Raw genomic sequence first — 23,079 nt, 5'->3', positions numbered from 1 at the left:
TGATTTTCGAACGTTTTTCTATGATCATTAAAGATACGCAGTCTCTAGATTATTTAATTGAACACGTTTACTTTGAACTCTTCAGAGAATATTGTCATGCTGTAGCCAATTTTTCTACGTCTGACTACTCATCAGTGATGAAAGAAATCGTTACCTATATCACGGACAATCTAACCAATGAATTGACTCTAACAAACATTGCTTCGATTTATGGTATGCATCCTGTGCATCTGGCACGGAAGTTTAAACAAGAAACAGGTAACACCTTTATTGGATACGTCAACCAGCAGCGTGTTTACCTTGCGAAATACTACTTCCACTTAGGCGATTATCAAATGAGTGAGGTAGCAAATCTAGCCGGCTTTAATAGTCATTCGTATTTCACAAAGGTTTTCAAAAAAATAACTGGCAAGACACCTACAAAATACCTTAAAGAAATTCCAGTTAGTGAAAAAGTTTAAATTTATCCTTCTCTTCCGATAACTTCTTCTATGCAACCGATTTTTCCTTAGATAAAAAAAGAAGCTGATTTTATCAGCTTCTTTTTTTATCTACTTCCAGTTAACTCTTTCCGCTGCCCCATGTTCTGATGTTAAATGAATGGTCTTTTTATTTTTTTCTTTAAACATAAGTGTTATGTCAGCTTTTATGGTTTCTTTTATTGTGTAATCCATCTCATCATTCATCGGTGCAATTAGGTTGTTGCCATTCAGCAAACTCACCTCTGCAATCAAACTTTTGTTTATGTCAGTCAGCTTGACCGTATAGCCTAGTTGATCGTCATTAACCATGACTTCTGCTTTTGAACCTAAATAGGTCGCGAATCGGTGTTCCTTCATACCATCATGAAAGACGGCAATGGTACCCGTAAAATGGTTGATTTTCAAATCGATGTCTGCCACCGATAAAAATAATGAACTCCTATTATTTTCCTTAAACTGATTGGACTGAGCCCACACATACTGGCTTGGAAAATTAGCGCCCCGGTCTTTTTCCATGTAGCCTGTACCCGCATCGATTTTTACTGTCTCACCATTTATAACGACCCTCCCTTTAACGTCATGACGCATACTGACAACGTCATGTGAACAAGGCATTTTAACATATTCAAAAGGTCCCATTATGCTTGGCGAATAAATATCCTGCTTTAATCTTAGGAAATCCCCAAATTCCAAATCGATCAGCATATCATTGCCATCATCCACTAAATGGGCCTTCACACCTGTTTCACTCAATACAAACAAAGGCATAAGTATGGAGTAAGGCGCTTCAACCACCTCAAACGCTTCTATTGGATAGGTTATTTTTCCACTTAAACTCTTCCCTTTATAAAATAGGTTGTACTGGACAAAACATTCTTCCTCATCAAATAATGCTATACCCGGTATAAGAGACAAGGTAAAGTCCTGTTTAGCATCTGAACTTTTCACATACCATCCTTCAAAATAGGGGGCTTTGGCATTCAAACCCTGAAAATCAAATCGATTCGCCATTAGTCTGCTCCTTTTTAATGATATCTTCAAAAAAATGAGGGGCTGGATATCCGATGTCTAAAATAGTGATCTCCCCTGTATAGGACTGTGCATGTTCATGCCCAAAACCTTTTTTCATGAATCCGATGGTATACGTTTCTTCTGCTTCTACAGCGACACCCAATACTTCGCCGGTATTGGCAGAGAGGCCAGAAGGCACATCAAGCGCAATGATTTTGCCTTTAGACTCATTGATGCTTTTTATGGCTCGTCTGTGTGGATCCTCCACGTTTCTGTTCAACCCGATACCAAATAGTGCATCGATGACCACGTCGCCTTTAAAATCTGTGGCTCCTGCAGCAAAGCTTTCAATATCTATATTCAGATTTTTGACAATTTTCAACTGCTGCTTAAATTCTTTTGAACCGTTTTCCGTGTCCCCCACAACATAGAGAGTAACCGACTTACCAGCCTGAAAAAGAAGGCGTCCGATCGCTAAACCATCTGCACCGTTATTCCCTGTTCCGCAAACGATCGCATACGATGTCATTTCATCCGCCTCATCCGCCAGGATCTTTTCGGCAACTGCCAAGGCTGCCCGTTCCATCAATACCATCGAGGGAATGCCAATGGTGTCAATAGTGAAGCTATCGATCGCTTTAATGGTTTGACTTGATAATCCGTCGATCATACCGCTCACCCCAATTTTTTTAGTTGATTTTATTATAACAAAAAGGAACCTGTAAACGAACAGATTCCCTTTTAACCTCTTAGCTATTTAGAATGTCTTCCAATAATTGTGGATCAAATGTTTTTTCTTTCAACATCGCAATTTCATGCTTGTATGGTGGTTTCTTATTTTTCTTGTCTTCCCCTACAAAGGGTGTTTCAAGTATCTTAGGTAAATGAGCCAGTTTCTCATGATGAACCACATAGTTAAGTGCCTCAAAGCCAATTTCACCGAACCCTATGTTGGCATGTCTGTCTTTTGCTGCTCCTCTTAGGTTCTTCGAATCATTGACATGGACAACTTTCAGCATATCCAGCCCTATGATCCGGTCGAATTCAGCTAAGACACCGTCGAAATCATTTTTGATGTCATAACCTGCATCATGAGTGTGGCAGGTATCCAGGGTCACAGATATTTTATCTTTCAATTTAACTTTATCGATGATCTGCGCTAATTCTTCGAAAGAACGTCCGATTTCCGTCCCTTTTCCCGCCATGGTCTCCAAAGCGATCTGAAGGGTTTGATCTTCATGTAAGATCTCATTTAAACCTTGAGCAATCTGTTCAATGGCTAACTCAGCGCCTGCACCCACGTGTGCCCCCGGATGCATGGTCATCTGCATTGCCCCTAGTGCTTCAGCACGTTTGATTTCTTCTTTCATAAATTGAACGGCAAAACCATAGTTCTCTTTCTTTATCGTGTTCCCTAAGTTTATAATATAGGGTGCGTGCACGACGATATCTGCGACATTTATACCATTTTCTTTCATATAAAGTTGCCCTGCCTCTATATTCATTTCTTCAATTTCTTTTCTACGGGTATTCTGGGGCGCGCCCGTATAGATCATAAATGTTGAAGCGCCATATGCAACAGCTTCTTCGGCTGATCCGAGCAACATCTTCTTGCCCTTCATCGATACATGTGAACCTAATAAAACCATTATTTCCCCTCCATCTACTTACTTTCTTTTAATGCTAATCCCAGCTCGTCTAATTGACCGTTAGAAACAAGAGATGGAGCATCTGTCAATGGATCTATAGCTCTTCCATTTTTCGGAAAGGCAATAACTTCTCTGATATTATTTTCATTAGCAAGGATCATGACTATGCGGTCTAATCCAAAGGCAATCCCGCCATGAGGTGGAAACCCGTATTCTAGTGCATCAAGCAGGAAGCCAAACTGACTGATTGCCTCTTCTTTAGTAAAACCTAACGCAGAAAACATCTCTTCTTGTAAGCCTCTCTTATGGATACGCATAGATCCGCCGCCGATTTCATAACCGTTTAAAACAATATCATAGGCATCTGCCATGACATTCTCGGGTTCAGATGCTAATTTGTCGATGTCTTCTTCTACCGGTCTGGTGAATGGATGGTGCGCAGCATTGTAACGTCCTTCTTCTTCATCATATTCTAACAATGGCCATTCTACTATCCAGACAAAAGATATCTGAGATTCATCTATAAGGTCCAATTCTTTCCCTAAGTGACTTCTCAAAGCACCCAGTGCATCATAGACGATTTTTGATTTGTCGGCTACAAATAAGAGCAAGTCGCCGCTTTCGGCATCCATCGTGTCTAAAAGAGAGCTTTGAACTGTTTCATCATTAAAGAATCTAGCGATCGGACCCGTCAACCCTTCATCCGTCACTTTCATCCAGGCTAAACCTTTAGCTCCATATATTTTAGCTATACTTTCCAAGGCATCGATGTTCTTACGAGAAAAGCGCTGAGCTGCGCCCTTAACTGTTAAACCTTTGACCATGCCGCCGTTTTCTACAGCTGATGAGAAAACCTTAAAGGAAGACTCTTTCGCAACATCATTTAAATCGACAAGTTCCAGTCCAAATCTAAGGTCTGGCTTATCGCTGCCGAATCGTTCCAGCGCTTCTTTAAATGTGAGACGTGGAAAAGGTGCTTCCAGAGTGACGCCTTTGACTTCCTTTATCAAGCGGACAAACAGGTTTTCCATCGTTTTCTGGATGTCTTCTTTGTCTGTAAAGCTTGTTTCAATATCTACTTGTGTAAATTCCGGCTGACGGTCCCCTCTTAAATCTTCATCTCTGAAACAACGGACGATCTGATAATAGCGGTCATATCCGGAACTCATGAGCAATTGTTTGAACAATTGCGGTGATTGCGGTAGCGCAAAGAATTTCCCTTGGGTCACTCGTGATGGAACAAGATAGTCTCGCGCGCCTTCTGGTGTCGATTTAGTTAAATATGGCGTTTCAATATCTAAAAAGCCTTCATCATCCAGGAAATCTCTAAACACTTTTTTTACCTGGTGACGCAGTTTCATGTTTTCCTGCATTTTGGGTCTTCTTAAATCCAAATAACGATATTTCAGACGTAAGTCATCGGAGACAGGCGCTGTATCGGATATTTCAAACGCAGGCGTTTTCGCTTCGTTTAAGATCTCTACTTTATCAGCCATGATCTCTATTTCACCTGTGGCTAGTTCTTCATTTACCTGACCTGCTTGTCTAAGAACGACTTTTCCTTCGACAGCAATCACATATTCAGAACGGATTTTTTCTGCTATCTCTAACGCTTCTTGATTCTGATTACTATTGAAGACAACTTGAATAATGCCTTCGCGGTCTCTAAGATCAATGAATATCATCCCGCCCAAATCGCGTCGCTTTTGCACCCAACCTGTAACGGTAACTGTTTCTTCGGTATATGCTTTGGTAATCTTTCCACAATATTCTGTACGTTTCATTTTATTCACCCTTTTTATTTAGTCTTGATTCTACTTCGTTAAATGTCGCTTTAAAGTTGCTGTATAACTCATCTAGATCGATATCCATTTGTTGGCCACTTTGAAGAGCTTTGATCGTGACTTTATTTTCACTTAATTCGTCTTCACCCATGGTAAAGACGAATTTAGCGCCCCACTTATCAGCTGTTTTGAACTGTTTACCGGGTTTCCTGTTCATGAACTCGCGCTCGACAGACAGGTTGTTCTGACGCAGGTACTGCGTTAATTTAGTGGCTGCTTTATTGACTTTATCTCCAATAGTCACCACATAGGCATCGATCGTACTCACTTTTGGATAGTCGTAGTTCATGAAGTCTAAAAGAATGATCAGGCGTTCGATTCCGAAACCAAAACCGAATGCCGGCGTTTTTGGTCCACCCATTTCTTCGACTAAACTGTCATAGCGTCCCCCGGCACAAATCGTTGCATTGGATCCGAACTTCGGATGCGTCGTCATGACTTCAAATATCGTGTCATTATAGTAGTCTAAACCCCTGACCATATTTTTATCTATTTCATACGGAATGGATAAATCTTCAAGCATCTCTTTAACTGCTTCAAAATGCTGGTTTGATTCTTCGTTCAAAAAATCCAACACGGAAGGAGCATCTGCAACCAAGACTTTGTCCTTCTTGTCTTTACTGTCCAGCACACGGAGAGGGTTCTTATACAAACGTTCTTTTGAATCGTTGCTTAACTCGTCAAAGTGAGGTTCGAGATAAGCGATCAATGCTTCCCGATATTTCAGTCTAGATTCTGAATCTCCCAGTGAATTGATGACAAGCTTCAAGTCTTCGATACCAAATGACTTGAATAAATCCATCGCCAATGCCATCGTTTCGACATCTACCGCAGGGTTCTTGCTCCCAAAAACTTCCACACCCAACTGATTAAATTGACGCTGTCTCCCGCTTTGCGGACGCTCATATCTAAACATCGATCCGATATAATAGAGTTTCATCGGTTTGTGATACTCGGGCGCATACAGTTTGTTTTCGACGTAGGCGCGGACCACGCCAGCTGTGCCCTCAGGTCTTAATGCGATATGACGGTCTCCCTTGTCATTAAAATCGTACATCTCCTTGGAAACGATATCGCTTGTTTCGCCAACGCCTCGAGCAAATAAATCGAATTTTTCAAATAAAGGTGTTCTAATTTCTTTGAATTGATAATTATTTAAAATAGCTCTGGCTTGTTGTTCAACAACTTGCCATTTTTCGGATTCAACGGGTAAAATATCTACGGTACCTTTTAATTTTTGGTAATTCATCTTTTAAACCTCCAGATATAGTAAGTTAAAGTATTTTTGTCCATAAAAAAAGACCCTCCTCTATGTCTGCCATAGAAAAAGGACGTACTTATAACGTGGTGCCACCTTAATTTCAGAAAGTTTACACTTTCTCTCTTAGAGTTAACGCTCACACGTGATAAGTTTCCCTATCATTCCTTTTAGATCGTCATTCATTAATGCATTATAAACCTTTTTCAGCCCGGAAGGTTTTCTCTTTAGTGAAACGCTCATTAATTACTTTATCTAACATCAGGATGACTATTTTATTCGCTTCTTATAAGCTTACAAGAATGGCCGCCAGATGTCAATACACATCTTTTCTGGCTCTAATTACGGTGTTTTCCACTCATCTTCCTGTTATTCTTCTTGAAACGATCAAAATATCGGAAAAATATATCTTTACTATTGCTAAAAAAGTATCTCTATCGGTATAATGAGGACAAACCATACGCCGGGGGGATAATAATGAACCAAAGTTATTTACATAAAAAAAATAGTCGCTCATTTTTCATACTCATCATCATTTTGCTGTTCACTCTCCTCTTGACAGCAATAGTAGCTTTAGCAAATGAAAACAAAGTAACTGTGCTCGCGTCGACATTAAACATCCGGTATGGACCGGGTCTTTCACACGAAATCCTCACTCAAGTCCAGGAAGAAGATCGACTTAACGTACTGGGGGAAGAAAATGAGTGGTACAAAGTCCGTCTGGATTCAAATCAAATCGGTTGGGTCGCAAGCTGGTTAGTGGAAAATGAAGAAGTCTCATTAGATAATCACCTTTTTGGACGCGTCACATCCCCGGAGGTAAATGTCAGACAATTTTCTACAATAGACTCCGCTGTTTTAGGCACGGTTAAACAAGACGAGGAGTTTCCTATTTTATACAGAGAAGATGACTGGGTGCAGATCCTCTTTAATCAACGCGTTGCCTGGTTGCATTCTGACTTGATTGACGTCATAGATCAACCTGCAGAAACCGAAGAACTGACGGGTTCAACGGATTCGTTGAGAATAAGTGTCGGAGGCACACCCGCAAATATCCGACTGAAACCGACAACTGATGCCGAGATCTTAACTACACTAAGAACAGCCGAAGAATTCGAGGTACTCACTGAAGAAAATGAATGGTATCAAATAGAGCTTGCTAATGGAACCAAAGGTTTTGTAGCCGGTTGGATTACCGAAACGATTACAACAGAATCGGTTAGCGCGAAAGAAGTATCATTGACCACTGAACCTTCGCATTATGCGACAACGCTGGCTGAGGCAACCATAGTTATTGATCCTGGTCACGGAGGTTATGATCCAGGTGCTGTTGCAGCGAATAGCTTCGCTGAAAAAGAAATCACCTTAGACACCGCTCTTTTGTTAGCGGATCTCCTAAAAAAAGCGGGGGCTAATGTTATTTTAACGCGAAGTTCTGATGATTATATCTCTTTAAACGACCGCGTCTATTATGCACACAGAGCTAATGCCGATGCGTTCATAAGTCTACATTATGATTCAGTCGAAAAGGCTAACACGATGTCAGGTACTACGACCTATTATTATTCAGAAAACGAAAAAGCTTTAGCAGAGACAGTTAATCATTATCTTGCTAAAGATGTTAATCTCGACAATAACGGCGTAAGACACGGTAACTACTTTGTATTAAGTCAGAATTCTCAGCCTTCTATACTGTTGGAATTAGGTTATCTCAATAATGATCACGATATTACAGTCGTTAATACCCATGCTTACCAAACAACCGTCGCTGACGCTGTGTACCAGGCTTTAGACGAGTATTTCTCGCCGCGTTGATTTCATAATCACCAAAAAAGGGTCATCACGATTTTTTTCGTGATGGCCCTTTTGCTTATTTGTTTTTCGAATCAAGGAGTATGGTCACTGGACCGTCGTTAATGAAATCAATTTCCATATGCTTACCAAATTTCCCGGTTTCTACACGAATACCTTGCTTAGATAATAATTCATTGAACTGATTGTATAACTTGTCTGCATATTCCGGCTTTGCAGCCGCCACAAAGCTTGGACGATTTCCTTTCTTAGTGTCTGCATGCAGAGTGAATTGTGAAATAGACAGGATATCCCCATTAACATCTTTAACTGATAAATTCATTTTGTCGTCTTCATCTTCAAATATACGTAGATTACTTATTTTACGCGCAAGATAATTGATATCTTCTTCTCCATCATCGTCTTCCACACCAATAAAAACAACTAATCCATGATTTATTTCCCCAACAGTTTCATTTTCGACTCTTACATTCGCTTCTTTCGCACGTTGTATGACTGCTCTCACTAAAATCCTCCTAAAACCTGTAACTATTACGTTGTTATGCGTTTCACCGAATAGACATCTGGTACAGATTTAACTTTATCAACGATCTGTTCTAATTCTTTGAGATTTTGAATAGCAATAGTGACTTTAATTGTAGCCGTTCCATTTTTGTCCACGCGTCCATTCACATTACTCAGTTTATTGGTCTGAGAATTGATTACTTGCAGGATCTCGTTTAAAAAGCCACTCCGGTCATATCCTTCTATTTGTAGTTCAGCGTTATAGTCTTTACTTTTATTAGCATCTGTCGATTCCCATTCCACGTCAATTAAACGGTTTTCGTTGTCATCTGACGTATGAAGATTCGGACAGTCTTTTCTGTGGATAGAGATACCTCGTCCGCGGGTGATATACCCAACGATATCGTCGCCAGGAACTGGGTTACAACATTTACTTAAACGAACAAGTAAATTATCCGCTCCTTGAATAACGACGCCACCTTCTTGTCTTATTTTCATTTTTTCAGGTTCTTTTTTATTCTTTAACTCGATCGTATGGGTAGACTCATCAAATTGGTATGTTTCTTTTTCGCGTTCTTTACGTTCTTTATCGGTCAGTCGATTGGCGACGGTCGCACTCTTGACTTCACCATATCCAATCCCAGCATATAAATCTTCAATATTTTGAAAATTGAAACGGTCAGCTGCTTTTTTCAACTTTTCTTTTTTTAAAATATCTTTTGGATTAAAGCCCATTTCAAGCAGTAATTTTTCAAGGATATCTTTTCCACGTTCGATACTTTTTTCTCTTTCCTGGGTTTTAAAGAATCGCTTGATTTTATTTTTTGCTTTCGAGGTGTTTACATAATTCAGCCAATCTCTGCTCGGTCCGAATGAATTAGCAGAAGTTAACATTTCAACGATGTCACCTGTTTTGAGTTTATAATTAAGTGGGACGATTTTCCCGTTCACTTTCGCTCCCATCGCTTTATTACCTACTTCAGTATGCACATGATAGGCAAAATCCAGCGTACTGGATCCGCTTGGTAATTCCATAACGTCTCCTTTGGGACTGAAGACGTAGACTTTATCTTTAAAAATATCTTGTTTGATCGAATCCATAAAGTCGCTCGCATCGCTGGATTCACTTTGCAGTTCCAGGATATCTCGAAACCAGGTAATGTGCTCACTTAGTTCATCGTTATCTATTTTTTTACTGATACCTTCTTTATACGCCCAATGAGCCGCCACACCATATTCCGCGATTTCATGCATTTCCATGGTTCTGATCTGCACTTCAAGCGGTGTTGCGTTCGGTCCCAGCACTGTCGTGTGCAGCGACTGGTACATATTTGCTTTCGGCATAGCGATATAATCTTTGAAACGTCCCGGCATTGGCTTCCATCTCGTATGAATGGCTCCTAATACGGCATAACAGTCTTTGATAGAATCGACAATGATCCGAATAGCCAGCAGATCATAAATTTCGCTGAATTGTTTTTTCTGACTTTTCATCTTTTCATATATCGAATAAATATGTTTCGGTCTTCCTGTTATTTGCGCCTCGATCCCTAATTCCTTAACTGAGGCTTCAATAGCTGTTTTAGCATCTTCAATGTAATTCTCCCGGTCTTCCCTTCTAGAATTCATGAGATGCACGATACGGTAGTATTGCTGCGGGTTCAGGTACCTTAATGACGTGTCTTCTAATTCCCACTTCATCCGGTTGATACCCAGACGATCCGCTAAAGGTGCATAGATATCTAACGTTTCCTTGGCGATCTCCCGTTGTTTCTCAGGACGGTGGTGTTTGAGCGTGCGCATGTTATGGACTCTATCTGCCAGTTTGACAAGAATGACACGCACATCTTGAGCCATAGCTAGAAGCATTTTACGATGATTTTCTGCCTGATGCTCTTTTTTCGACCTGAATTTAAGTTTACCCAACTTGGTAACGCCATCAACCAGGTCGGCAACTTCCGGAGTGAATATCTCAGCTAATTGAGCATACGTGTAGTCAGTATCTTCTACGACATCATGTAGAAAACCTGTCGCAACAGTCACAGGGTCCATTTTCAACTCTGCTAGAATCCCAGCGACCTGAATAGGATGCATGATGTATTCTTCCCCTGATTTTCTCATCTGGCCTTTATGGGCTTCGTCAGCCAGATCATATGCTTCCTTTACAAATCTAACATGTTCACTACTCATGTAAGTCAGACAAAGTGCAATCACTTCTTGTGCTGTGTAATCTTTATTTTGTGGCATGGGTATCACCTTCATCCTTAGAGGTTATCACTATATATAATAGATCTTTCGTTATAAGAAAACCAGCACTAATTGGAGTGCTGGTGACTTCTTCTTATTAATTATAATGCTTTTTTATGCTTAATTCAAGATATCCTAATATACAATCTCTCAGTATGCTTCTGTCGCTTCATTTCCTTCAACGATTGCTACACCATTAGATGTTCCGATACGGGTTGCACCAGCTTCGATCATTGCTTTCGCATCCTCACTTGAACGGACGCCACCTGAAGCTTTAACTCCCATTTTTGCGCCAACCGTTTTGCGCATTAATTTTACATCTGCAAGCGTTGCTCCGCCTGTGGAAAATCCAGTAGATGTTTTAACAAAATCAGCACCGGCTCTTTTAGCCGCTTCGCAGGCTCTTACTTTTTCATGTTCATTTAATAAGCACGCTTCGATAATAACTTTAACTAGTGCTTTTCCTTTTACAGCTTTTACAACTGCTTTGATGTCATCATAGACCAAAGCATAGTCTTCGCTTTTTAACGCCCCGATATTGATGACCATGTCGACTTCAGTTGCTCCTTCTTTAACGGCTTGTTCAGCTTCAAATGCTTTAACTTTTGATGTGTTGGCTCCTAAAGGAAATCCGATAACTGTACATGTTTCTACATCTGAATCTTTTAACATATCAGCAGTGTATTTGACCCAACCCGGGTTGATACACACAGATTTAAAGTTATATTTGATGGCATCTATACAAACTTTTTGTACATCCAAATCTGTCGATTCTGGTTTCAATAATGTATGATCGATATATCTCTCTATGTTTTCCATTCTATTCACTCTTCCTTTTCCATTTTTTTAGCAATGATGGCAATCCAGTCTTTCATCTGATTGATTTGTATTATCTCAAATCGCTGTTGTTCCAAAGCCTGAATAACCTCATCTTTTTTTTCTAATATAATACCTGACGTGATAAAGAGGCCATTATCATTCAAGTGATGATATGCATCCGGAATAAAAGGTAATATAATTTCAGTTAAGATATTAGCCACAATGATATCAGCCTTGTCTTTAACACCCGTTAACAGATTGTTTGCCTTGAGGACAATATCATTTTCTAACTTATTCAATTTGATATTATCCCGCGCTGACTTCACCGCTACTTCGTCTAGATCATAAGCTCTAATCTCTCCGGCACCATAAAAGGCACTCGCAATTGAAAGGACGCCTGAACCCGTGCCAACATCAAATACTGTTGCCTGAGGATAAAGGGTTGTCTCTAAAGCCTGAATACATAACTGCGTTGTCGGATGAGTCCCCGTTCCAAAAGCCATGCCCGGATCTAAATAGACGATACGTTCATCAGGAAAACGTTTCGTATACGTTTCCCATTTAGGCACAATGGTTAAAAAGCGAGTCACATTTACTGGATGATAATGTTTCTTCCAGGCAGTCGACCAATCTTCTTCCTTAACATCATTAACCTGAATATCAAGATGGGTGATTTCTATCCCAAAATCCGCTAATAGTTTTACTCGTTCAGCTAATAGTTTTTTTATAGCATCCAAATCATCATGTTCGGTGAAGTAGCCTTTGATAATCACGCCATCTTTCGGAAAATCTTCTTCGTTTAATTCCCATAGCGTATCGTTTTTATATACAGGCGGATTCAAAAAATCATTACGATCGCTGATAGAAACACCTGATGAACCTAGTTCTGTAAAGATGGATGTTACAGCTTCCGCAGCCTCATTATTGATAGCTACACTAAACTCTTTCCACTCCGTCATTTGCTTCATCCTTTTTCAATTTTTCTAAAAATGATTTTTCATCGTCTATGGCGATCGGGACTTTTTCTTTGCTGTAACGCCCCGTCTCTTTCAACGTTTGAATCATGTTGGTTAAATTGCTTTCGCTCCAGCTCAGGGAAAATGAATCAGCAAAATCATCACTTAAGAACTCTGTCAACTCTACTTTACCTTTTTTTGTCGTGTAGTTTAGTTGTCTAAGTATGGCATCAACGTAACCTTTTTCGATGCCAAGGTGGCTGTTCATTGAAAAAGAAGCGAGATAGTTTTGTGGTTTCACATGTGCATAAGCCGGATCATAGAAGCATAAAACATCCTCAAACTGGACTAAGCCCGGTTCGTTGTTTTTCCCGAGTATATCCTGTACCTGAACAGATTCTTCCGATTTAACATGAAACGTAATATAAAGTTCAATTAAGTTCTTTTTGCTCTCTTTAACAATTTTCCATTTAAAGTTCGGGAGCATCTCTTTAAGTGTGTTGTCTATATAACCAGATAAGTCATTTGTCATACAAACACCTCCTCGTTTTAGTCTAACATAGCGCTCCATCCATTATCTACCGAAAGTTCCCCTTTCCCCCTGGAGAGATATGGGTTTCCTTTAACGGTAAAACGCAGTAAAGATTCAGTCCATTCCCCTTTATTTGGGATACCAATTCTTTTAGATTTTTCAACTGTTGAAGGGGTTCTTTTATGCCTGATATCTATATAGAGCGACGGTATTAAAATGGATGTCCCATGGTCCATCATCGTAATTCCCATAGCCTTCGTTAATTTCCCCGGTCCATTCGTGACATCAACGCCTTTTCTTTGGCGTCGCTCCTCCATTAGACTTCTTCCTTCATAGGGCTCAACGGCCCGTATGAGGACGCCCTGTGGATCACCTTGGTCTCTAGTGACGACATTTAATAACTGATGTGTGTGCATTTTATATATATAGATGGTTCCTGCCCGTTCAAACATTGCTTTCATACGAGGTGTGTTTTTCCCATTATAACTGTGACAGGCTTCATCTAGAACACCAACGTACGCCTCCGTTTCCACTATCCATCCTGAAGTGGTCACTCCATTTGTTTCTTTAACTAAGAGACAGCCCAATAAGCGTTCAGCCATTTCTTCTGTTGATAGTTCCGTGTTTGTTAGTAAAGACATTCTTTATACGTTCACTCCATTACTTAATCTTCATCGTTTTCATTTAAATCATTCGGCAAATAATCTATTTGAACTTCCAGTACCCGCCTGTTTCTAACGGCGGTGACAGTAACTTTCATATTATGATATTTAAAAGAGTCACCCACTTGTGGGAACTGACCTAACTCTTCAACAACAAAGCCACTTACCGAATTTGATACATAGGTTTCGTATCCGGTGAGTCCAAACAATTCAAATATTTTATCCAAACCAGCCGTTCCTTTAATCTTATATCGTTTCCCTGCTATCAATTCGACAACCTCTTCATCGATGATATCAGATTCATCCCATATTTCTCCAACAAGCTCTTCAAGAACATCTTCCATCGTGGCAATGCCGATGGTACCACCATGCTCATCTGTAACAATAGCCATATGTGTTTTGCTGTGCTGCATCATTCTAAGTAGTCGAGATAGATTCATGACCGGCGGAACAAAAACAACATCTTTTAAGACAGAAAGTAAGGATACGGCTTTCTCTGCGTTCCGTTTTTTGCGTAGATAACGGTTGAAATCTTTTTCATGAAGAACCCCTACAACGTTATCAATCGATTCATCATATACGATCAACCGCGAATAATTGTGCTCTGTAAACAGTTCTTCTACTTCTTCGTCTGTTACATCTATTTCACAACTCACGACATCCACTCGTGGTGTCAAAATAGACGACACTTCTAAATCATCAAATTCAATTGCGGCTTTCACTAACTGACTTTCATAATCCTCAATGCTACCGCCGCTTTCAGCTTCTTCTACAATCGATAGTAATTCGTCCTCACTAATGATATCTATGTCACCAAAATTAAATACTCTCTCCAATAAAACCTTCCACTTTCTAAGCAGCCATAAGAAGGGTTTAAACAAAATCATTAAAAAGTGAATGTACGGTGTTGAAGCCTTAGCAAAAATTTCCGGGTTTTCCTTAGCAAGTGTTTTAGGCGTGATCTCACCGAAAATCAATACGATGATCGTCATTACGATCGTTGCAATCGTTGGTCCGTATACCGGAAACCACTGCACGAATAATAACGTTGCAATAGCAGTCATACCTATATTTACAATGTTATTTCCTATCAATATGGTTGATAAAACAGCATCAAAGTTTTCTGCTAATTTCATCGTCTTTCCAGAACGTTTATCTCCTTTTTCAGCCTCGTTTTTCAATCTGATCCGATTAGCTGATGTAAATGCTGTTTCCGAAGAAGAAAAATAACCAGATAAAAACACTAAAATTACTAGAATGATTATACTGTTTATATTATCACTATCCATTTAAATGTAATCCCTACTTTCTTAGTTTTTCCCTTTTATTATAGCACAGATTATCCTGAAACTTGACTATTATGAATAAAAGAGCTCTAGAACAGAAAAAAGGCAATAGCCCTGCTTAAAAAGTTCAGATCAAAATCTGACTCAGCAAGAACTATTGTCTCTCAATTATTGTTTTCCACTTATATTATTAATTATCCAAGTTCAACACAGCCACGAAGCTTTCTGGTACTGGTGGAATTTTTTATAGAAATACACTAGAGCAATGTACCTTAAATTAACGGCTTTTTAGAACTTACAGACGATGACAAAATGTAGAAAAACAAATAAAGCCACCTACTATATTTTTGTGAATACAACAATAACTCTTACAAAACTAATTCATTTAATAAATTTTCCAAGTTCATTATTGTAATTCTTTTACCATATTTTAAGTAAAAATCTTCCTTTGGTGAATGAAACCAATTAATTTGATAGCCTTTGATTTTTCCATTTCCGTTTTCATATATAACCACAACGTCCCTCTCTGGACCATGCTTTTTAATGTCTTTGCGTACGAATTCAATAAACCAATCATTTTTCATAAGATTTCTTCCTTTACCTAATACTATAACTATTATGCTGCTAAATTTCCGCTAAATCTATTCGATCTTGTATTATTATCTGGCTATTGAAATCAAAGTATGTATTAAATCTGTTCTCAAATTATAATGTACCCATACTTCTACATCCTCCTGTTCTCTGAATAATAACACCAGCTCTGCCACGAATTCCCTTTAGAAATGGTATTGGTTTCCTCTTACATATACTATTGTCCTTTTATTTAAAAACTCATCAAAATAAAATAAAAAATTTTAATAAATTTTTGGCCTTACCCGAATCGGAACAACAATGTGTCTTTTTTCTCATCTGACCAAAAAGACAAATAAATAAGCAGTCGACATTTTCGAGAATACATTCCAGAAACAACAAAAATTGCCTACGATCCAACATTGAAGTTGGGTGGTAGGCAATTTAATTTGTTTAAAAATGATAATGTTGATTTAAAACTGTTTAATCTTCATCCAGGTTGAGAACAGCCATGAAGGCTTCTTGTGGAATTTCCACACTACCCACATTCTTCATGCGTTTTTTACCTGCTTTTTGTTTCTTCAAGAGTTTTTGTCGACGCGTGACATCTCCGCCGTACAGTTTGGCTGTCACGTCTTTACGGTAAGCTTTTACTGTTGAACGAGCAACAATGTTCTGACCGATCGTTGCCTGGATCGGGATCTCAAACTGTTGTCTTGGAATGGTCTTTTTCAACTGTTCAACAACTGAACGTCCACGAGCCTGGGCAAAGTCTTTATGCACGATGAAGCTCAGTGCATCCACTGGTTCACCATGAATGAGAATATCCAATTTCACCAGGTTACTTAAACGGTATCCGGATTCTTTATAATCCAGAGAAGCATAGCCTTTCGTACTGGATTTCAATCGATCAAAGAAATCATAAACAATCTCTGAAAGTGGAATGTTATAGACAACATTCACTCTGATATTATCAAGGTAGTCCATCGTGAGAAATTCACCACGTTTACGTTGGGCAATTTCCATTACAGCGCCCACATAATCATTCGGAACCGTTATGGTTGCTTTTACATATGGTTCTTCGACTGATTCGATCTGCTGAGGTTCAGGCATTTCTGACGGATTGGAAACCATGATGGATTCGCCGTCCGTTTTGTTTATTTTGTAAATAACTGAAGGTGCCGTCGTGATCAACTCTAAATTGAATTCACGTTCGAGTCGCTCCTGAACGACATCCATGTGGAGCATCCCTAAAAAGCCACAGCGGAAGCCAAATCCGAGCGCCTGTGACGTTTCCGCTTCGTATTGGAGTGCTGCATCATTTAGTTGCAAACGTTCAAGCGCTTCACCTAAATCTTGGTATTTAGCAGAGTCGGTCGGATACATCCCACAAAAGACCATCGGTTTCATATAACGATATCCAGGCAGAGCTTTTTCAGTCGGATTATTGGCTAATGTTAACGTATCCCCGACACGTGTATCACGGACCGTTTTAATATTAGCTGTGACATATCCTACATCCCCAACCATCAAATAATCACGTTCGAGCGGCTTAGGTGAGAAGATACCGACTTCAGTTACCTCAAAGGTCTTGTCATTACTCATTGTTTTGATGGTATCACCTTTTTTGATTACCCCATCCATAACCCGAACACTTAAGACCACACCTCTATACGCATCATAGGCGGAATCAAATATAAGGGCTTTTAGCGGATTGTCGATATCTCCTTCAGGGGCAGGTACTTTCTGTACGATCTGTTCCAGGATATCTTCAATTCCTACACCCGTTTTTGCACTTGACAATATAGCTTCAGTGGCATCGAGTCCAACCACGTCTTCTATCTCTTTTCGGACACGCTCGGGATCAGCAGCGGGTAAATCGATTTTATTGATGACCGGTAAAATTTCAAGGTCGTTTTCTAATGCTAGATACACGTTGGCCAAAGTTTGCGCTTCAACGCCTTGTGCTGCATCAACAACCAATATTGCTCCTTCACACGCGGCTAAGCTTCTAGACACTTCATACGTGAAATCCACGTGTCCTGGAGTATCAATGAGGTGAAGGATATAGGTTTCACCATCTTTAGCTTTATAGATGACTTCTACAGTGTTTAATTTAATAGTGATACCGCGTTCTCTCTCTAAATCCATGGAATCAAGTAATTGTTCCTGCATTTCCCGATCGGCCACAGTATGCGTCAGTTGCAGAATACGATCGGCAAGGGTTGATTTACCGTGATCGATATGTGCAATAATAGAAAAGTTTCTGATTTGCTTCTGTCGTGCTCTTGCTATTTTTTTATCCATTCTTCTATTTCCTCATTCCTCTAAAACATTCCTTACTATTATACCAACGATTAGACCAGAGTACAATTACTTTCAAGAAGACAAAAAGAAGGGACTCATCATCCTGTTTAATGAGAATGTGTCCCTTCTTTTTTAAAATTATTTAGTGTCTAAGATGTATCGAAGCTGTTTAACACTTCAACCGACACATACGATTCAAAGAAACCATTAAAGTCTAAGTCTACAGTGAAAGAGAAAATTCTTCGCTTTCCTTATTATCTCTTGTCTTTAAAGGCGTCTTTCACTTTCGAAAAAAACGAACTGTCACCCTGCTCCACTACATCATCATAGTCACTAGCTTCTGCAAATTTCCTTAAATGATCAGCTTGATCTTCCGTTAATGTGTCTGGCACAACAACCTTGACCTTGATATGTTGATCTCCGTTACCGGCTCCTCTAAGTCTCGGTGCGCCTTTTCCTTTCAAGCGGAATGTCGTTCCGGGTTGAGTTCCAGCAGGAATTTTAAATTTAACTTTACCATGTACTGTAGGTACTTCCAGTTCATCACCCAAAGTGGCTTGGACCATATTAATAGGTAATTCATAGTAAATTTCTGAACCTCTACGGTCAAACGTATTGGAAGCTTTTACTCTAAATATGACATATAGATCTCCGTAAGGTCCACCGTTTTCGCCTACATCACCTTGATTTTGAAGACGCATTTGATTGCCATCTTCAACACCGGCAGGAACAGTGACTTTAACCGAGTGTTGCTGTTTTGTATGTCCTTCGCCATGACAAACGGGGCATTTTTCTTTTATTTCTTTCCCTGTACCATTACATACCGGACACACTTGTTGCGTCATGACGCGACCAAATGGTGTATTTCTTTCCACATTAACTGCTCCTGCACCATGACATTTCGAACAGGTTTGTGGACTTGTTCCAGGTTTGGCTCCACTTCCATCACAGTTTTCGCATGCTTCTTCACGATTGTAGCGAATGGTGGTTTCTTTTCCGAAAATAGCCTCTTCGAACTCTAAATCCATCACATACTGTAGATCTTCCCCTTGACGGGGAGCGTTAGGGCTTCTTCGTCTGCCGCCGCCACCGCCGCCAAAAAATTGATCAAAGATGTCTTCGAAGCCACCGCCGCCAAATCCACCAGCTGAGCCTCCAAAGCCGCCGCCTGCACCAAAGTTGGGATCAGTAGCAGCATGACCGTACTGGTCGTAGGCAGCTCGTTTTTGTTCATCGCCCAATACTTCGTAAGCTTCAGAAATTTTCTTGAATTTATCTTCCGCATTTGATTCTTTGTTTATATCCGGGTGGTATGTTTTTGATAGTTTCCGGTACGCCTTTTTTATTTCTTCTTGAGAAGCATCTTTAGAAACGCCAAGCAGGTCATAAAAGTCTTCTTTTCCAGCCATTGTATTCCTCCATCATTGTAATCAGTCAAGCTATGACATCTGTTCAATTATATCAGTAACGGACAGATGGATATCAAAAAGAAAGAAAGCACTTGTTGAAAACTAAGAATAAGTGCTTTCTCCTTTTTGTTATCTAACTTCTATTATTTTTCGTCATCTACTTCTTCAAAGTCTGCGTCTACGACATCTTCTGAAGAATCAGCATCTGTTGATTCGCCAGCTTGTGCGCCTTCGCCTTCGCTTTGTTCTGCAGCTGCTTGCTCATATAATTTCACTGACATCTCTTGAACGATTTCGTTTAATGTATCACGTTTCGTTTTGATATCTTCAGTGTCATCTTTTTCTAAAGCCGCTTTTAATTCATCACGCGCTTCTTCTGCTTTTTTGATGTCAGCTTCGTCGACTTTACCTTCTAAGTCTTTCAAGGTTTTATCGATTTGGAAGACTAACTGATCCGCTTCATTGCGTAATTCAACTTCTTCTTTACGTATTTTATCTGCTTCAGCATTTTCTTCAGCTTCTTTTACCATGCGTTCGATATCTTCATCAGATAAACTAGATGTTGATTTGATCGTGATTTTTTGTTCTTTTTTTGTACCTAGATCTTTTGCAGATACATTTACAATACCGTTTTTATCGATATCAAAAGTGACTTCGATTTGAGGAACACCACGAGGAGCTGGTGGAATATCCGTTAATTGGAAACGACCCAATGTTTTGTTATCACTAGCCATTGGACGTTCACCCTGTAAGACATGTACATCTACAGCTGGTTGATTGTCTGCAGCTGTTGAGAAGACTTGTGATTTACTTGTTGGGATTGTTGTATTTCTTTCGATCAATTTAGTAAATACACTGCCCATTGTTTCAATACCAAGTGATAATGGAGTTACATCCAGCAAGACGATATCTTTAACGTCACCTGAAATAACACCACCTTGAATAGCAGCACCCATTGCAACAACTTCATCAGGGTTTACTGAACGGTTAGGCTCTTTGCCGGTTTCCTTTTTAACAGTATCGACAACAGCTGGGATACGTGTAGTTCCACCAACTAGAATAACTTCGTCGATATCAGATTGTTTTAGACCAGCATCTTTTAATGCTTGACGAACAGGTTGTTTGGTACGTTCCACTAAGCTATCTGTGATTTCATCAAATTTAGCACGTGTCAAGGTGATTTCCAAGTGTAATGGACCTGAATCTCCTGCACTAATGAACGGTAAGCTGATTTGTGTTTGAGAAACACCTGATAAGTCTTTTTTCGCTTTTTCAGCAGCATCTTTCAGACGCTGTACTGCCATTTTGTCTTTAGACAGATCGACGCCATTTTCTTTTTTAAATTCAGCAACCAAATAATCTATGATTTTTGCATCAAAGTCGTCTCCACCAAGATGATTGTCTCCAGCAGTTGCCAGAACTTCAAATACACCGTCGCCTAATTCAAGGATCGATACGTCAAATGTACCGCCACCTAAGTCAAAGACCAGGATTTTTTCATCTTTTTCAACTGTATTGAGACCATAAGCTAATGATGCTGCTGTAGGTTCATTAACGATTCGATCAACTTCAAGACCAGCAATTTTACCTGCATCTTTTGTTGCTTGACGTTGTGAGTCGTTAAAGTAAGCTGGAACAGTAATAACGGCATTTGTTACTTTTTCACCTAAATAATCTTCAGCATATTCTTTGATGTGTTGTAAAATAAATGCAGAGATTTCTTGGGGAGAATATTTTTTGCCTTCTACTTCAACTTCATATTTTTCGCCCATGTGACGTTTAATTGAACTCACCGTGTTAGGATTAGTAATTGCCTGACGTTTAGCTACTTCCCCAACTTGAACTTCACCATTTTTAAATGACACAACAGATGGTGTTGTACGATTCCCTTCTTTGTTAGGAATGATTTTTGCTTCTCCGCCTTCTAAAACGGCAACCGCTGAATTTGTTGTTCCTAAGTCAATACCAATAATTTTTCCCATAATATATCTCACCTTTACTTTTTAATTTTTATAGTGTTACAGATACTTTTGCAGCGCGTAATACGCGATCGTGCAGTTTATATCCTTTTTCAAAAACTTGAGACACTTCGTTGCTTTCCTGACCCTCATTAGCAGGCACTTGCGTGTAGGCTTCATGATAATTAGGATCAAACGGTTCACCTAATGGATCGATGATTTCAATACCCTCTTTTTCAAAAGCTTGCAAGGAATTATTATAAACCATTTCAATGCCTTTTTTCAAATTTTTACCAGCTTCAGTGTCGACTTCGATTGTTAAGGCCCGTTCTAAATTATCTAGAACAGGTATAAGTTCCTGAGCTAATGATTGAGAGCTGTAACGCGATAGGTCCTGACGTTCGCGCTCATTGCGCCTGCGAATATTGGCTAATTCTGCCTGTAATCTCAAGTAGCGATCAGTCATTTCATCCAGTTCCTGATGGACTTTGGTTAGTTGACTTTGTTCTGTTTCTTCAGACGAATCACTTTTAATAGTTTTTTCATCATGGTTACTATCTTCCTGAGACGTTTCGGATGCTTCTTCCTGCATCTGCTGCTCTTCTTTATCTTCCACAATACTTCCTCATTTCCTGATTATTCTAAATAATACTCCAGTAACGTGTGCGTTAAGTGTTTTCTGAATACATCCAGTACACCGAACGTTTCGTCATAGGCCATACTAGTCGGTCCCAGAATCGCAATGACTCCTTTTCCATAGTTGCTCACATTATAGGTTGTTGTAACCAAACTGAACTCTTTTAGGAGCTCGTGATCAATTTCCTCACCAATTTTGACGACGAAATCATCATTTATTTGGTCGATCAGTGCATACATATCGCCACTGTTATCCAGCATAGTATACAACGATTTCAATTTTTGCGTGTCCATATTCTCAGAAAAATCTAAAATGTTTAATTTACCAGAGATGTGATGTCTTGATTCAGTTGATTCTTTGAAAGCAGAATCTATAGATAAAAACATCTCTGTTGCATTAGACGCATACTTTCTGATGAGTAACGGGATATCAAACTTTAATTTTTCCGCAACCTCCGTCAAAGTATGACCAACTAAATGGTAATTAAAGATATTCGTAACTTTAATCAAATCCGATTCTTGAATGGTTCTAGGCATACGAAAGACTTTATTTTCGATTGTACCTTTATCGGTTTGAATGATGGCCATCACCTGGTTACCATTTAATGCGAGCAGTCTAAAACCAGTTAGTCGACTCGTTTCAGCTTTCGGCCCCAATACAATAGCTGTATAGTGAGTTAAATCAGATAATAATTGAGCAGACTGATACATAATATCATCCATCTGCTTCACATGATTCCCGAAAACTTCACTTATCGTTTTCAACTTATCCTGAGCAACTTCTTGCGGCTGCATAAGATGATCGATGTAGAAACGATAGCCTTTCAGCGAGGGAATTCTACCAGAAGAAGAATGTGTCTTTTGAATAAAACCCAGTTTTTCTAGTTGGCTTAATTCATTTCTTATGGTGGCAGAGCTCGCTTCAATGGCCGTTTCGATCATGATCGTCTTAGAACCAATCGGTTGACCCGTGGATGTGTAAAGTCGAATGAGAGCATCTAGAATAATTAATTGTCTCTTTGTTAACATGTAAAATCACCCCTTGATGCATCCTGCATCATTAGAGACCAGGTTAAAGTGCAACAAAACTTGTTACACCTTATTTCTGTAAGCTTTCATTAAATTAGCACTCGAAGT

The 23,079-nt window shown here is 39.5% G+C and carries 20 protein-coding genes; 2 read left to right on the top strand and 18 right to left on the bottom strand.

Translation table 11 applies throughout. The features are described from left to right. Positions 1-461 (top strand): helix-turn-helix transcriptional regulator (locus R6U02_RS08265; RefSeq protein ID WP_410263138.1); only part of this gene is annotated, 461 nt, incomplete at its 5' end. 90 nt (positions 462-551) lie between these two features. Here R6U02_RS08265 and R6U02_RS08260 read toward each other — a convergent pair. The 5 genes from R6U02_RS08260 to hisS all read right to left on the bottom strand — a co-directional run bounded on the left by R6U02_RS08260 (position 552) and on the right by hisS (position 6,235). Continuing rightward, positions 552-1,493, bottom strand: coding sequence for a tocopherol cyclase family protein (locus R6U02_RS08260; protein ID WP_410263137.1), 942 nt, complete (start codon positions 1,491-1,493; stop codon positions 552-554). Then, on the bottom strand, positions 1,477-2,163 hold the full coding sequence (locus R6U02_RS08255) for an NAD(P)H-hydrate epimerase (RefSeq protein WP_410263136.1): 687 nt from the start codon (positions 2,161-2,163) through the stop codon (positions 1,477-1,479). Before R6U02_RS08255 ends, R6U02_RS08260 begins: the two co-directional genes overlap by 17 nt. 79 nt (positions 2,164-2,242) lie before the next feature. Next, the gene (locus R6U02_RS08250) at positions 2,243-3,142 is read right to left on the bottom strand and encodes a deoxyribonuclease IV (protein ID WP_410263135.1); all 900 of its coding nucleotides are present in this window, start codon (positions 3,140-3,142) and stop codon (positions 2,243-2,245) included. A 14-nt stretch (positions 3,143-3,156) separates the two neighbouring features. After that, positions 3,157-4,926, bottom strand: coding sequence for an aspartate--tRNA ligase (gene aspS / locus R6U02_RS08245; RefSeq protein ID WP_410263140.1), 1,770 nt, complete (start codon positions 4,924-4,926; stop codon positions 3,157-3,159). Between the two features lies 1 nt (position 4,927). Beyond that, entirely contained in the window at positions 4,928-6,235 is a 1,308-nt protein-coding gene (hisS, locus tag R6U02_RS08240; RefSeq protein ID WP_410263134.1) for a histidine--tRNA ligase, read from the bottom strand. Positions 6,236-6,721: 486 nt separating this feature from the next. Between hisS and R6U02_RS08235 the strand changes: the two genes are divergently transcribed. Further along, positions 6,722-8,059, top strand: coding sequence for an N-acetylmuramoyl-L-alanine amidase (locus R6U02_RS08235; RefSeq protein WP_410263133.1), 1,338 nt, complete (start codon positions 6,722-6,724; stop codon positions 8,057-8,059). Positions 8,060-8,114: 55 nt separating this feature from the next. On the opposite strand, the gene dtd is transcribed toward R6U02_RS08235, so the two are convergent. The 13 genes from dtd to hrcA all read right to left on the bottom strand — a co-directional run bounded on the left by dtd (position 8,115) and on the right by hrcA (position 22,971). Next, positions 8,115-8,561: a D-aminoacyl-tRNA deacylase gene (dtd, locus tag R6U02_RS08230; protein WP_410263132.1), complete on the bottom strand. Its 447-nt coding sequence runs from the start codon at positions 8,559-8,561 to the stop codon at positions 8,115-8,117. 26 nt (positions 8,562-8,587) lie between these two features. Continuing rightward, a complete protein-coding gene (locus R6U02_RS08225; RefSeq protein WP_410263131.1) occupies positions 8,588-10,807 on the bottom strand; it encodes a RelA/SpoT family protein in 2,220 nt (739 codons plus the stop codon). A 150-nt stretch (positions 10,808-10,957) separates the two neighbouring features. Further along, positions 10,958-11,626, bottom strand: a complete 669-nt coding sequence (gene deoC, locus R6U02_RS08220; protein WP_410263130.1) for a deoxyribose-phosphate aldolase — start codon at positions 11,624-11,626, stop codon at positions 10,958-10,960. Between the two features lie 5 nt (positions 11,627-11,631). Beyond that, entirely contained in the window at positions 11,632-12,585 is a 954-nt protein-coding gene (gene prmA, locus R6U02_RS08215) for a 50S ribosomal protein L11 methyltransferase (RefSeq protein WP_410263129.1), read from the bottom strand. Continuing rightward, complete coding sequence (locus R6U02_RS08210) at positions 12,563-13,114, bottom strand: DUF3013 family protein (RefSeq protein WP_410263128.1); 552 nt, start codon at positions 13,112-13,114, stop codon at positions 12,563-12,565. Before R6U02_RS08210 ends, prmA begins: the two co-directional genes overlap by 23 nt. A gap of 17 nt (positions 13,115-13,131) precedes the next feature. Then, positions 13,132-13,755 carry a DNA-3-methyladenine glycosylase gene (locus tag R6U02_RS08205; protein ID WP_410263127.1) on the bottom strand — a complete coding sequence of 208 codons (624 nt, stop codon included), beginning with the start codon at positions 13,753-13,755 and terminating at the stop codon, positions 13,132-13,134. Between the two features lie 23 nt (positions 13,756-13,778). Further along, positions 13,779-15,065 carry an HlyC/CorC family transporter gene (locus tag R6U02_RS08200; protein ID WP_410263126.1) on the bottom strand — a complete coding sequence of 429 codons (1,287 nt, stop codon included), beginning with the start codon at positions 15,063-15,065 and terminating at the stop codon, positions 13,779-13,781. A 365-nt stretch (positions 15,066-15,430) separates the two neighbouring features. Next, positions 15,431-15,646, bottom strand: coding sequence for a hypothetical protein (locus R6U02_RS08195; protein WP_410263125.1), 216 nt, complete (start codon positions 15,644-15,646; stop codon positions 15,431-15,433). Between the two features lie 469 nt (positions 15,647-16,115). Beyond that, positions 16,116-17,939: a translation elongation factor 4 gene (lepA, locus tag R6U02_RS08190; RefSeq protein WP_410263124.1), complete on the bottom strand. Its 1,824-nt coding sequence runs from the start codon at positions 17,937-17,939 to the stop codon at positions 16,116-16,118. Positions 17,940-18,193: 254 nt separating this feature from the next. Further along, on the bottom strand, positions 18,194-19,348 hold the full coding sequence (gene dnaJ / locus R6U02_RS08185; RefSeq protein WP_410263123.1) for a molecular chaperone DnaJ: 1,155 nt from the start codon (positions 19,346-19,348) through the stop codon (positions 18,194-18,196). A gap of 143 nt (positions 19,349-19,491) precedes the next feature. Beyond that, the gene (gene dnaK / locus R6U02_RS08180; protein WP_410263122.1) at positions 19,492-21,330 is read right to left on the bottom strand and encodes a molecular chaperone DnaK; all 1,839 of its coding nucleotides are present in this window, start codon (positions 21,328-21,330) and stop codon (positions 19,492-19,494) included. 28 nt (positions 21,331-21,358) lie between these two features. Continuing rightward, on the bottom strand, positions 21,359-21,922 hold the full coding sequence (gene grpE, locus R6U02_RS08175) for a nucleotide exchange factor GrpE (RefSeq protein ID WP_410263121.1): 564 nt from the start codon (positions 21,920-21,922) through the stop codon (positions 21,359-21,361). A gap of 20 nt (positions 21,923-21,942) precedes the next feature. Further along, positions 21,943-22,971: a heat-inducible transcriptional repressor HrcA gene (gene hrcA / locus R6U02_RS08170; protein WP_410263120.1), complete on the bottom strand. Its 1,029-nt coding sequence runs from the start codon at positions 22,969-22,971 to the stop codon at positions 21,943-21,945. Positions 22,972-23,079: the final 108 nt, after the last annotated feature.

Source organism: Alkalibacterium sp. (assembly GCF_046484155.1).
In the GTDB taxonomy this organism is placed as follows: Bacteria; Bacillota; Bacilli; order Lactobacillales; family Carnobacteriaceae_A; genus Alkalibacterium.
The sequence above is the reverse complement of the archived record's forward strand: the minus strand, read 5'-3'. Positions and strand labels throughout refer to the sequence as shown.